The following is a 12,103-nucleotide window of genomic DNA, read 5'->3' as shown; positions in this document are numbered from 1 at the left end:
TATACACCACGAGTTTAAGGTCAACAGGATTCTCGGGGAAAGCCTTGACCTGTGGACGTCTGTGTATACAATCGAAGCGTGAGGCACCGGACATTTGAACCTGCGGCGAAGGAGGCCCGGATGCGTGCCAGCGAACGCGCCTACTGGGCGCTGCGCGAAGACATCGTCGAGTGGCGGCTGCCGCCCGGCACGGTCCTGGCCGAAGTGGAACAGGCCGAACGCCTCGGCGTATCGCGCACTCCGCTGCGGGAAGCGCTGGGCCGGCTGACCGCCGAGGGACTGGCGGCGCCGCATAGCGGTCGCGGAGTCGTGGTCGCGGATATTTCGCTCGAGAACATCACGGAAATATTCGAACTGCGGTCTGCGCTCGAATGCCAGGCGGCCGCGCTTGCCGCCCGCCGGGGAGACCGGGACGCCTTCGGGAAGCTGCAGCAGGAGTTCTTCTCGGCGGCCGAACTGCTGCGGCGGGACGACCCGGCCCTGCACGACTACTACCAGCTCGTCGCGCGCCTGGACTCCGCGATCGACGAGGCCATCCGCAACCCCTACCTGCTGCAGGCGCTGAGCAACCTGCGGGTCCACCTGGTCCGGATCCGCCGGCTGGCCAAAGACAACCCGCTGCGCCTGCTGGCGGCCGCCACCGAACACGCCAACATCGCCGGAGCGATCGCCGCCGGGGACAGCCAGCTGGCCGCCGCCGCGACGGCCGTCCACCTGCACCAAAGCCTCGAACATCTTAAATCCACCCAGCAGACAGCCGAGAGGACAGCTTCATGACCGTCAACCACAAAGTGCGCGTCTACCGCAGCGAAGAGAACCTGCCGCGGGAGGACCAGCTCGCCTACAAGATCGCCAGGGTCGCCGTCGACCCGGTGGAGGTCACCGACGAAGTCACCGAGATGGTGATCAACCGCATCATCGACAACGCCTCGGTGGCCATCGCTTCGCTGAACCGCGGCCCCATCGTCGCCGCGCGCGCCCAGGCGCTGAGCCATCCGGTCGCGGTCAACGGCAAGGGCGCCGGCGTCTTCGGCATCATCGAAAAGTCCTCGCCGGAGTGGGCGGCCTGGGCCAACGGCGTCGCCGTCCGCGAACTGGACTACCACGACACCTTCCTGGCGGCCGAGTACTCGCATCCGGGCGACAACATCCCGCCGATCCTCGCCGTCGGCCAGCACGTCGGCGCAAGCGGACGCGACCTGATCCGCGGCATCGCCACCGGCTACGAGATCCAGGTCGACCTGGTCAAGGCCATCTGCCTGCACAAGCACAAGATCGACCACGTGGCCCACCTCGGCCCGTCCGCCGCGGCCGGCATCGGCACCCTGCTCGGACTGGACGCGGAGACGATCTTCCAGGCTGTCGGGCAGGCATTGCATACGACGACGGCGACCCGGCAGTCCCGCAAGGGTGAGATTTCCACGTGGAAGGCCCATGCCCCCGCGTTCGCCGGCAAGATGGCCGTGGAAGCCGTGGACCGCGCCATGCGGGGACAGACCTCCCCCGTGCCGATCTACGAAGGCGAAGACGGTGTCATCGCCTGGCTGCTGGACGGGCCCGAGGCCTCCTATGAGGTGCCGCTGCCGGAGGCCGGCGAGGCCAAGCGCGCCATCCTCGACACGTACACCAAGGAGCACTCCGCCGAGTACCAGGCGCAGGCCTGGATCGATCTGGCCCGCAAACTGCACCGCGAGCACCCCGAGGCGACGGATCCGAAGAACGTGGCCTCCGTCAAGATCAAGACATCGCACCACACCCACTACGTCATCGGCTCCGGGGCCAACGACCCGCAGAAGTACGATCCGACCGCGTCCCGCGAGACGCTGGACCACTCCATCCCCTACATTTTCACCGTCGCCCTGCAGGACGGCGCGTGGCACCATGTGGAGTCCTACGCGCCGGAACGTGCGGGCAGGGCGGACACGGTCGAACTGTGGCATAAGGTGACCACCGAAGAGGATCCGGAATGGACCCGCCGCTACCACTCGCTGGACATCGCCGAGAAGGCCTTCGGCGGTTCCGTGGAAATCACGCTCGCCGACGGCACCGTCATCCGGGACGAAATCGCCGTCGCCGACGCCCATCCGCTCGGCGCCCGCCCGTTTGCCCGCGAGCAGTACGTCAACAAGCTGCGGACGCTGGCCGCCGGCCTCGTCGAGGACGCCGAAATCGACCGCTTCCTGGCCGCCGTCGAGCGCCTGCCCGAGCTGGCCGCCGGTGAACTGGACCAGCTCAACATCACCGCCGCGCCGGGCGTCATCGACCTGGCGGCCGGGCCGAAGGGACTGTTCTAGATGCTCTATTCACAGACCACTCCGGAGCAGAAAAGGGCGGCGCTGCGTGCCGCGCTGGGCTCCGGGACGATCCAGCAGTTCCCGGGGGCGTTCAATCCGCTCTCCGCCCGGCTGATCCAGGAGAAGGGGTTCGGCGGCGTCTATATTTCCGGCGCGGTACTGGCCAATGACCTGGGCCTGCCGGACATCGGCCTGACCACCTTGACCGAAGTGGCCACCCGCGCCGGGCAAATCGCGCGGATGACGGACCTGCCCGCCCTCGTCGACGCGGACACCGGCTTCGGCGAGCCCATGAACGTGGCGCGGACCATCCAGGAACTGGAAAACGCCGGCCTGGCCGGGTGCCACATCGAGGACCAGTTCAACCCCAAGCGCTGCGGCCACCTCGATGGCAAGAACGTGGTCGATCTGGACACAGCTTCCAAGCGCATCCGTGCCGCCGCCGACGCCCGCCGTGACCCCAACTTCCTCATCATGGCCCGAACCGACATCCGCGCGGTCGACGGCCTGGAAGCGGCGCAGGACCGGGCCCGTGCCCTGGTGGACGCCGGAGCCGACGCGATCTTCCCGGAGGCCATGCGCACCCTCGAGGAGTTCCGGGCCATCCGCGACGCCGTCGACGTCCCGATCCTGGCCAACATGACCGAATTCGGCAAGAGCGACCTGTTCGGGGTCGACGAGCTGGCCTCCGTCGGCGTGAACCTGGTCATCTATCCCGTGACGCTGCTGCGCATCGCCATGGGCGCGGCCGAGCGCACGCTGGACACCATCAAGGCCAGCGGCAGCCAGGAAAAGGAGGTCGGCAACATGCTCACACGTGCACGATTGTACGAATTGGTGGATTATGAGGCTTATAACCACTTCGACACGTCTGTCTTCAACTTCCACGTACCCGGACAGCACCAACCGCAGACGAAGGAGTCGCTATGACTACCCAAGCAGCAACCGAAGTCCCGGAGATCCACAAGGGTCTCGCCGGCGTCGTCGTTGATACCACGCGCATCTCCAAGGTGAATCCGGAAACCAATTCCCTGCTCTACCGCGGCTACCCGGTCCAGGACCTGGCGGCCCGGTGCAGCTTCGAAGAAGTGGCCTACCTGCTCTGGCACTCCGAGCTGCCCACCGCGGAGGAGCTGGCGGAATTCACCGCCCATGAGCGGGCCGGCCGTGCCCTGGATCCGGTCGTGAAGTCCGTCATCGACACCCTGCCGCTGAGCGCGCATCCGATGGACGTCTGCCGCACCGCGGCCAGCGTCATCGGAGCCCGGCACCCGCAGGCGGAGGACTCCTCGCCCGAAGCCAACCTGGCCAAGGCCAAAGACCTCTTCGCCGCCTTCCCGGCCGTGGTGGCCTACGACCAGCGCCGCCGCCGCGGGCAGGACATCGTGGAGCCGCGGGAGGACCTGGGCTACTCGGCGAACTTCCTCTACATGACCTTCGGCGAGGAGGCTGCCCCCGACGTCGTCGACGCCTTCAACGTCTCGATGATCCTGTACGCGGAGCATTCCTTCAACGCCTCCACGTTCACCGCCCGGGTGATCACCTCGACGCTGGCTGACCTGCATTCGGCCGTCACCGGGGCCATCGGCGCGCTCAAGGGCCCGCTGCACGGCGGCGCCAACGAGGCGGTCATGCACACCTTCGAGGAGATCGGCTCCGAGGGTCCGGACATCACCGCGCGGGCCAAGACATGGCTGGATGACGCGCTGGCCAGCAAGAAGAAGATCATGGGCTTCGGCCACCGGGTCTACAAGAAGGGCGACTCCCGCGTCCCGACCATGAAGGCCGCGCTCGACAAAATGGTGGCGCACTACGACCGTCCGGACCTGGCGGAGCTGTACGCCGCGCTGGAATCCGCCATGGCGGAGAAGAAGAACATCAAGCCCAACCTGGACTACCCAGCCGGCCCGGCCTACCACCTGATGGGCTTCGACACCCCGACGTTCACGCCGCTCTTCGTCTGCGCCCGGATCACCGGCTGGACCGCGCACATCATGGAGCAGCTGGAGGCCAACTCCCTGATCCGTCCGCTGAGCGAATACAACGGTCCGGAGCAGCGGGCCCTGTAGCCCGGCCCCTCCTAAACCGTCAGAGCGGAACCGCGGCCCGGACCGTCGCGTTGTCCTCGTTGAGGATGATGCGCAGGTTCGGGCCGTGCCCGTCCAGGGCCATCGGCAGCCAGGTGCCGGCATCGTGCCACATCAGTTCCAGCGGCAGCCGCCCGACGTCGTACCACTCGGGTGCGATCTCGTCCGACTCCGCCGGCTCCCCCTCCCAGCTGCGCGTGACGTACAGCAGGGTGTCCATGTTCAGCTCGGGCCGGTAGGGGAAATCGAAGAAGATCCTGCCCGCGGGGACCAGCGCCTCCGGCCGGACCACCACTCCGGTCTCTTCCAGGACCTCGCGGCAGGCGGCCTCGAGCGGCCCTTCACCGGGCTCCAGCTTGCCGCCCACACCAACGACCTTGCCGGTGCCGAAGCCCGTTTTCTTGTGCCCGAGCAGGACCGAGCGCACCCCGTCCCGTTCGCGCAGCAGGAAACACAGGACGACGTTGAGCGGCTTCATGGCACCGAGTCTAGCCGCGCTCCCCCGCTGCCGCGGTCCAGCTCCGATCAGCGCGGGGCTGCTAGCCGAGGGCCCGCGGGTGCGCCGCCGCGTAGACCTCGCGCAGCGTATCCGCCGTCACGAGCGTGTAGACCTGCGTCGTCGTGACCGAGGCATGGCCCAGCAGTTCCTGGACCACGCGGACATCGGCGCCGCCCTCCAGCAGGTGCGTGGCGAAGGAATGCCGCAACGTGTGCGGAGAGACATCGCGGTCGATCCCGGCCTTTTCGGCGGCAGTCTTCAGGATCGTCCAGGCGCTCTGGCGGCTCAGCCGTCCGCCGCGCGCATTCAGGAACAGGGCGGGCGTGCCGCGCCCCTTCGAGGCGAGCAGCGGGCGGGCGCGGACCAGGTAGTCGTCAATCGCCTTCGCGCCGTAGGACCCCAGCGGCACCACGCGCTCCTTGGAGCCCTTTCCGAACAGGCGGACGACGGCGGTGCCCTCCTCCGCGTCGATCGCGGCGACATCGTCCACGTCCAGTCCGACCGCCTCGCTGATCCGGGCCCCGGTGGAGTAGAGGAACTCCAGCAGCGCCCGGTCCCGCTGGCCGGTGGCGGACTCGGTGTTGACGGACTCGAGGATCCGGGTCACTTCATCCACCGTGATCGCCTTTGGGAGCCGCTTGCCGGGCATCGGAGGATGCACGTCCGCGGCGGGATCTCCCGCCGTGATGCCTTCCAGCACCCAGAACCTGTGCAGGCCCCGCACCGCGACAATAGTCCGGGCCGCGGACCGCACGCTCAGCGCCGAGGCCCCGTCCGAACCGTCGGACAGGGCCTGGGCGAAGGCGGTCACATCATGCCGGGTGACCTGCTCAGGCGCCTCGATCTGCCGCTGCGCCAGAAACTGCAGATACCGCCGCAGGTCGCGCCGGTACGCCGCCAGGGTGTTGGCTGCGAGGCCGCGTTCAACCGCCATGTGCTGCAGGTAACCGGCTACGGCGCGGCCGGCAGCGGTGGCGCTGAATTCGTCGGCGGCAGCGGCCGGCGCGATGGCAGCCATTACCTCAGCGGTCGGCGTCCGCGCGGACGGGCAACTCACTCCGCTGGCTCGGATGCTCGGGCCAAGGCGCATCCGCCGGACGCAGCCCGGTGAACCCGGAGCGTGCGGCCTGGGCTGCGGCCAGGATGCCGGCCACCGCCGAGGGGTTATGCACCCGCCCCGACAGGATCGCCGCGACGGCCTCCTCCAGGTCGACCCAGAGGTGCTCGATCTCCGCTTCTTCTTCCGTGCGTGTATGCCGCTCGTCCTCGGGGACGTCGGCCAGGTCGCGCGCCAGGTAGATCCGGATCGCTTCGCTGGAGGAGCCCGGCGAGTTGAAGAAGTCCACCAGCACGTCCCAGCGGCCTGCCGTCAGGTCGGCTTCTTCCGCCAGTTCCCTTGCCGCCGCCGCGACGAAGTCTTCGCCTTCGACGTCCAGCAGGCCGGCCGGGACCTCCCACAGGGACATCCTGGCCGGCTGGCGGTACTGCTTGAGGAGCAGGACGCGGTCCTGGTCGTCCAGGGCCACGATGGCGACCGCCCCCGGATGGGAGATGTAGTCGCGGACCAGCACGTCGCCGTCGTCCCCGGACAGGGTGAACGCGTCGCTGACGACGTTCCAGATCCGCCCCTCATAGAGCGTCTCCGACTTGATCACCCGGCGCGGGTCATGCTCGTCGGCGAACCCCTGGCCCGAGGCCATGCTAGGCGCCGGCCTTTTTGCCGTTGCTCAGGGCGGCGGCGACCAGGCCCGCGAAGAGCGGGTGCGGCCGCGTCGGCCGGGAACTCAGTTCCGGGTGCGCCTGGGTGGACACGTAGTACGGGTGGACCTTGCGCGGCAGCTCGACGAACTCCACGAGCTTGCCGTCCGGCGAGGTGCCGGAGAAGACCAGGCCGGCCGCCTCGAGCTCCGCACGGTACTTGTTGTTGACCTCGTAGCGGTGCCGGTGCCTCTCGGCGACCTTGGTGGCGCCGTAGGTCTCGGCCACGACGGAGCCGCTCTTGAGCGCGGCGTCGTAGAGTCCCAGACGCATGGTGCCGCCCAGGTCGCCCTTGCCCTCGACGATGTCGAGCTGCTCTTCCATCGTCGCGATGACGGGGTACTTGGTGTCCGGGTCGAACTCGGTGGACGACGCGCCTTCCAGCCCGACGACGTTGCGGGCGTATTCCATGACCATGGACTGCAGGCCCAGGCAGAGGCCCAGGGTCGGCAGCTTCTTCTCGCGCGCGAACTTCAGGGCGCCAAGCTTGCCCTCGAGGCCGCGGATGCCAAAGCCGCCGGGCACGCAGATGGCGTCCACGCCTGCCAGCGAGCGGGCGGCGCCCTCCTCGGTGGCGCAGTCATCCGACGGGACCCAGCGGATCCGCACCCGGGTCTGGTTGGCGAAACCGCCGGCCCGCAGCGCCTCGGTCACGGAGAGATAGGCGTCCGGAAGGTCGATGTACTTGCCGACCAGGGCGATCTCGATCTCGTGCTTGGGGTTGTGGACGGCTTCGAGCAGCCGGTCCCACTTCGACCAGTTGACGTCCTTGAACTTCAGGTCCAGGTGCTGCACGATGTACGCGTCCAGCATCTGGGCGTGCAGGGTCTTCGGGATGTCGTAGATGCTCGGGGCGTCCGGGCAGCTGATCACGGCGTCCGGGTCCACGTCGCACATCCGGCCGATCTTGTCGCGCATGGCGGCGGGGATCTCCCGGTCCGAGCGGATGACAATCGCGTCGGGCTGGATGCCGATGGACCGCAGGGCGGCCACGGAGTGCTGCGTCGGCTTGGTCTTCAGCTCCTGCGACGGGCCGATGTAGGGCACCAGGGAGACATGCAGGAAGAAGACGTTGTTGCGTCCCACGTCCTGGCGGACCTGCCTGGCCGCTTCGAGGAAGGGCTGGGACTCGATATCCCCGACCGTGCCGCCGATCTCCGTGATGATCACGTCCGGGGTCTTCTTCGCCTCAGCGGGGAGGCGCATCCGGCGCTTGATCTCGTCCGTGATGTGGGGAATGACCTGGACCGTATCGCCGAGATATTCGCCGCGGCGCTCCTTGGCGATCACGGTGGAGTACACCTGGCCGGTCGTGACGTTGGCCATGCCGTCGAGGTTCTCGTCCAGGAACCGCTCGTAGTGTCCGATATCCAGGTCCGTCTCCGCGCCGTCGTCGGTCACAAAGACCTCGCCGTGCTGGAACGGATTCATCGTGCCCGGATCCACGTTCAGATAGGGATCGAGCTTTTGCATGGTCACTGAAAGGCCACGCGCCCGGAGCAGGTGACCGAGGCTCGACGCCGTCAGACCCTTCCCGAGAGAAGACGCCACACCACCGGTGACGAAAATATGCTTGGTCGTCTTGGACGACTTGGAAAACCGGGAATTCGTTCGCTGCACCACGGAATTCGAGCCTATCACCTTTCCCGCGGCTTGGCCGCGTCGATCAGTTCCTGCGCATGCGCCCGGGCCAGCTCGGACTCTTCCTGGCCTGCCAGCATGCGGGCCAGCTCGGTGACCCGCTCCTCATCGGTGAGCAGACGCACGTCGCTGGCGGTCACGCCGTCATCCTTGGCCGTGGCCTTGGTCGAGGACTTGTAGACCCGGATGTGGTGGTCGGCGAACGCCGCCACCTGAGGCAGGTGCGTCACGACGATCACCTGCACGTAGCGGGCCAGCATGGCCAGCCTCCTGCCGATCTCGACGGCCGCCTTGCCGCCGACGCCGGAGTCCACCTCGTCGAACACGAAGGTCGGCACCGGGTCCACGGCGGCCAGCACCACCTCGATGGCCAGCATGACGCGCGAGAGTTCGCCGCCGGAGGCGCCCTTGCCCAGGGGCCGGGCGGGCGCGCCGGGATGCGGTTTGAGGAGGAAGGCGATGTTGTCCGCGCCGTGCGGCCCGAGCTCGCCGGCCGGCTCGACATCGATCTGCAGCTTGGCGTCCGGCATCGCCAGCGCGGTGAGTTCCTGCCCGACCTTCTTGGCGAGGTCGGCGGCGGCCTTGGCACGCACCGCCGTGATGATCCCCGACAGCGACGCCAGCTCCGCATCCAGCGTGGCCAGCTCCGACTCGAGCGCCTCGATCCGGCTCGAATCATCGGTCAGTTCGTCCAGCCGTGCACGGGATACCGCGGCCCATTCAAGCACCTCGTCGATGGACGGCGCGTATTTGCGCACGAGGACGGCAAGGTCGCCGCGGCGGGCCTCCAGCTCCGCCAGCCGTTCCGGGCCCTCGCTGTCCAGCGAGGCGCCGTAGCTGGCCAGCTCCGTGGCCACGTCCGCGATGATGTAGCCGACCTCGGCCAGCCGTCCCGCGGCCTTGCCGAGCTCCGGGTCCTCCTCCTGCACCTGCTCGAGCGTCCGCTTGGCCGTGTCCACCAGCGACGTCGCGTCCCCGGTTTCGGTGAATTCCTCGGCGACCAGCGCCTGGTGGGCCAGCAGGGCCGCCGCGCGCAGCTGCTCGACGTTGGCGAGCTTGGTGGCCTCGGCCTTGAGCTGCTCGTCCTCGCCGGGCTGCGGGTCCACCCGGTCGATCTCCTCCAGCGCCAGCTGCAGCCCCTCGGCCTCGCGGAGCCGCTCCCGCGCTTCGCTGCGCAGCGTCTGCAGCTCCCCCGAGGCCTCGCGCCAGCGTCCGTACGCCGTCCGGTAGGCCGCCAGGGGTTTGGCGAGTTTGGACCCGGCGAACTTGTCCAGGGCCTCGCGCTGGGCGCTTTGGCTCCTGAGCCGCAGCTGGTCCGACTGCCCGTGGACCGCCACGAGCTGCCCGCCGATCTCTGCGAGCGTGCCGACCGGGGCAGTCCGGCCGCCGACGTGGGCCCTGCTGCGGCCGTCCGCGTTTACGGTCCGGACAAGCATTAGTTCCGCGTCGCCGTCGTACTCCTCGATGGACGCACCGGCCTCCGCCGCCCGGGCCAGCGCGGGACTGTCCGGGGCCAAGCGGAGCACGGCCTCCGCGACCGCGGACCGGGCGCCGGTGCGGACCGCTCCGGCATCCGCCCGGGCGCCCAGGAGCATGCCCAGTGCGGTCACGACCATCGTCTTGCCGGCGCCGGTCTCGCCGGTAACCACCGACAGCCCCTTGCCCAGCGGCAGCGTGGCGTCGGTGATGACGCCCAGGTTGCTGATGCGGATCTCTTCGATCACGGTTTGGCCTCCCCTTCCGGCACGATGTGGTGCGGCTCGACCGTCCTGACGGTCGGCAGCGATGCGGTGGCCGGCTGCTCTTCGTCGGCCCGGACCGGTCCGCGCCAGCCCTGCGTCGGCAACTCGAATTTGCGGACCAGCCGCTCGGAGAACGGGGTCCGGCTGGTCCTCGCCAGGCGGACCGGCTTGTCCGAGCGGGTCACTTCGACGCGCGATCCGGGCGGCAGTTCGAGGCTCCGGCGGCCGTCGCACCAGAGCACCCCGTTGGCATCCGTGCGGTTCAGGACCTCCACCGCCATGATCGAATCCGGCGCCACCACCAGCGGCTTGGCGAACAGGGCGTGGGCGCTGATCGGGACCATGAGCAGCGCGGCGACTTCCGGCCAGACCACGGGCCCGCCGGCCGAAAAGCCGTAGGCCGTGGAGCCCGTCGGCGTCGCCATCACCACGCCGTCGCAGCCGAAGGTGCTGATGGGCCGGGCATCCACTTCGACGACAACCTCAATCATCCGCTGCCGGTCGGCCTTCTCCACCGTCGCCTCGTTCAGCGCCCATGTGTGGCCGATCTTCCGCTTGTCCAGCCAGACCTGCACGTCAATGGTCATCCGCTCTTCGACCGTGTACTCGCGCTCCACCACCCAATGGACGGTCTGCGCCAGGTCGGCACGCTCGCTCTCGGCCAGGAACCCCACATGGCCCAGGTTGACGCCCAGCAGCGGGACGTCGGACTCGCGGACCAGTTCGGCCGAGCGCAGGATCGTTCCGTCCCCGCCCAGCACCATGCCCAGATCGATCTCGTCCAGGCCCACATCCTCGCCGAGGATTTCCACCGGCGCGGCCAGTTCGCCGTAGACCTGGCGGCAGTGCTCGGCCTCGGCGCGCCGCAGCACCGGCACCAGCCCGGAGGAGTGCAGCTGCGCACAGGTCTCCTGGGAGGCAGCCATGGCGTCCTTGCGGCCGGTATGGGCCAGGACCAGTATCTTCCTGCTCATGCTGTCTCTCCCGATTGTTGGTGCGGTGGTTCGTGCCCGGCGGCCGGATAGAGGGCCAGCGCCCTTCCGACGGCGGCCTCAAGCTCATCTCCGATCCTAGGCTCCCGTACTGACAGGGGAACCTTGATCCACAGGAAGAACTCCACGTTGCCGTCCTGGCCGGGCAGCGGACTTCGGGCTATGCCCTCGATGTCGAGCCCCTCGGCCAGGGCGGACCGCAGCACCAGCCCCACGGCGCGGCGGCGTTCGTTTTCGGAACCAACGACGCCGGTGCTCGCCAGGGCTTCGCGTCCCACCTCGAATTGCGGCTTGACCATCAGGAGCATGTCGCCGCCGGCAACGGTGGCTCTGCTCAGCGGCTGCATCACCAGGGTCAACGAGATGAAGGAGAGGTCCGCCACGGTCAGCGCCGCCGGGCCGCCGATCTCGGCGGGATCCAGGTAGCGCACGTTGAGTCCCTCGAAAACATGGACGCGGTCATCGTCGCGCAGCCGCTGGACCATCTGGCCGTGGCCGACGTCCACCGCTGCGACCTCGCGGGCACCCGCACGCAGCAGCACGTCCGTAAAGCCGCCGGTGGAGGCCCCTGCGTCCAGGCAGCGCAGGCCGGACGGAGAAACCGCGGGGAAGGCCTGCAGCGCCCCCGCCAGTTTGTGTCCTGCGCGGCTCACGTAGTCCGGGCCGGACCCGGCATCCACGGAAAGCTCGTCGGCTGGCACCACCGTTGTGGACGACTTGGTCAGGACGGCACCGCGACGGCTGACCCGCCCCTCAGCGATAAGTTTGGCGGCGTGGGTGCGCGACCGCGCCAGCCCCCGCGCCACAAGTTCCTGGTCAAGTCGGGACATACGGAATCAATCGGCTCCGGCTTCCAGATCGGCCAGGAGTTCGTCGTGGATGCGCTCGAACACCGCCGCCTGTCCAGCGACGGGGACGTCGGGCAGCTGCGGCAGCACAGAGATGATTGCATCGACGTCGTCGTCGGCCGTCGCACCCACCGCCTGCGGCCAGTGGACCACTGCCGGATCCCGGGCGGCGTTCCCGCCTGTCTCCGGGCCGGTTTGATGCTGGTCCATGGTTGTGCGGGAACTCCTCAGGTGAGTTGATG

General features: G+C 68.6%; 12 protein-coding genes. 4 read left to right on the top strand and 8 right to left on the bottom strand.

The features are described 5' to 3' along the window. The first annotated feature begins 120 nt into the window (after positions 1-120). The 4 genes from OC550_RS05075 to OC550_RS05060 are packed head-to-tail and all read left to right on the top strand — an operon-like array spanning position 121 to position 4,363. Complete coding sequence (locus OC550_RS05075; RefSeq protein WP_262104200.1) at positions 121-777, top strand: GntR family transcriptional regulator; 657 nt, start codon at positions 121-123, stop codon at positions 775-777. Next, entirely contained in the window at positions 774-2,294 is a 1,521-nt protein-coding gene (locus OC550_RS05070; protein ID WP_262104199.1) for an MmgE/PrpD family protein, read from the top strand. The genes OC550_RS05075 and OC550_RS05070 overlap by 4 nt, the downstream gene beginning before the upstream one ends. Next, entirely contained in the window at positions 2,295-3,224 is a 930-nt protein-coding gene (gene prpB, locus OC550_RS05065; RefSeq protein WP_262104198.1) for a methylisocitrate lyase, read from the top strand. Then, positions 3,221-4,363 carry a bifunctional 2-methylcitrate synthase/citrate synthase gene (locus OC550_RS05060; protein WP_262104197.1) on the top strand — a complete coding sequence of 381 codons (1,143 nt, stop codon included), beginning with the start codon at positions 3,221-3,223 and terminating at the stop codon, positions 4,361-4,363. Before prpB ends, OC550_RS05060 begins: the two co-directional genes overlap by 4 nt. Before the next feature lie 19 nt (positions 4,364-4,382). Here OC550_RS05060 and OC550_RS05055 read toward each other — a convergent pair whose 3' ends face one another. From OC550_RS05055 to OC550_RS05020, 8 genes are all read right to left on the bottom strand, one after another. Next, positions 4,383-4,859: an 8-oxo-dGTP diphosphatase gene (locus tag OC550_RS05055; protein ID WP_262104196.1), complete on the bottom strand. Its 477-nt coding sequence runs from the start codon at positions 4,857-4,859 to the stop codon at positions 4,383-4,385. Positions 4,860-4,920: 61 nt separating this feature from the next. Then, positions 4,921-5,898, bottom strand: a complete 978-nt coding sequence (gene xerD, locus OC550_RS05050; RefSeq protein ID WP_262104195.1) for a site-specific tyrosine recombinase XerD — start codon at positions 5,896-5,898, stop codon at positions 4,921-4,923. A 4-nt stretch (positions 5,899-5,902) separates the two neighbouring features. After that, positions 5,903-6,580 (bottom strand): NUDIX hydrolase, encoded by a 678-nt coding sequence (locus OC550_RS05045; RefSeq protein WP_262104194.1) that lies wholly within the window; start codon positions 6,578-6,580, stop codon positions 5,903-5,905. Between the two features lies 1 nt (position 6,581). Continuing rightward, positions 6,582-8,279: a CTP synthase gene (locus OC550_RS05040; RefSeq protein ID WP_306556910.1), complete on the bottom strand. Its 1,698-nt coding sequence runs from the start codon at positions 8,277-8,279 to the stop codon at positions 6,582-6,584. Next, complete coding sequence (gene recN, locus OC550_RS05035; protein ID WP_262104192.1) at positions 8,276-10,003, bottom strand: DNA repair protein RecN; 1,728 nt, start codon at positions 10,001-10,003, stop codon at positions 8,276-8,278. The genes OC550_RS05040 and recN overlap by 4 nt, the downstream gene beginning before the upstream one ends. Beyond that, entirely contained in the window at positions 10,000-10,995 is a 996-nt protein-coding gene (locus OC550_RS05030; RefSeq protein WP_262104191.1) for an NAD kinase, read from the bottom strand. Before OC550_RS05030 ends, recN begins: the two co-directional genes overlap by 4 nt. After that, the gene (locus tag OC550_RS05025) at positions 10,992-11,843 is read right to left on the bottom strand and encodes a TlyA family RNA methyltransferase (RefSeq protein WP_262104190.1); all 852 of its coding nucleotides are present in this window, start codon (positions 11,841-11,843) and stop codon (positions 10,992-10,994) included. Before OC550_RS05025 ends, OC550_RS05030 begins: the two co-directional genes overlap by 4 nt. Positions 11,844-11,849: 6 nt before the next feature. After that, on the bottom strand, positions 11,850-12,071 hold the full coding sequence (locus OC550_RS05020) for a hypothetical protein (protein WP_262104189.1): 222 nt from the start codon (positions 12,069-12,071) through the stop codon (positions 11,850-11,852). Positions 12,072-12,103: the final 32 nt, after the last annotated feature.

It is taken from the genome of Arthrobacter sp. Marseille-P9274, assembly GCF_946892675.1.
Lineage (GTDB): Bacteria > Actinomycetota > Actinomycetes > Actinomycetales > Micrococcaceae > Crystallibacter.
The sequence above is the reverse complement of the archived record's forward strand: the minus strand, read 5'-3'. Positions and strand labels throughout refer to the sequence as shown.

Coding starts and splice junctions, on each gene's coding strand:
- xerD (WP_262104195.1), bottom strand. CDS start 5,898: ATGGCTGCCATCGCGCCGGCCGCTGCCGCCGACGAATTCAGCGCCACC.
- OC550_RS05075 (WP_262104200.1), top strand. CDS start 121: ATGCGTGCCAGCGAACGCGCCTACTGGGCGCTGCGCGAAGACATCGTC.
- OC550_RS05025 (WP_262104190.1), bottom strand. CDS start 11,843: ATGTCCCGACTTGACCAGGAACTTGTGGCGCGGGGGCTGGCGCGGTCG.
- OC550_RS05045 (WP_262104194.1), bottom strand. CDS start 6,580: ATGGCCTCGGGCCAGGGGTTCGCCGACGAGCATGACCCGCGCCGGGTG.
- OC550_RS05060 (WP_262104197.1), top strand. CDS start 3,221: ATGACTACCCAAGCAGCAACCGAAGTCCCGGAGATCCACAAGGGTCTC.
- prpB (WP_262104198.1), top strand. CDS start 2,295: ATGCTCTATTCACAGACCACTCCGGAGCAGAAAAGGGCGGCGCTGCGT.
- OC550_RS05070 (WP_262104199.1), top strand. CDS start 774: ATGACCGTCAACCACAAAGTGCGCGTCTACCGCAGCGAAGAGAACCTG.
- OC550_RS05020 (WP_262104189.1), bottom strand. CDS start 12,071: ATGGACCAGCATCAAACCGGCCCGGAGACAGGCGGGAACGCCGCCCGG.
- OC550_RS05030 (WP_262104191.1), bottom strand. CDS start 10,995: ATGAGCAGGAAGATACTGGTCCTGGCCCATACCGGCCGCAAGGACGCC.
- OC550_RS05055 (WP_262104196.1), bottom strand. CDS start 4,859: ATGAAGCCGCTCAACGTCGTCCTGTGTTTCCTGCTGCGCGAACGGGAC.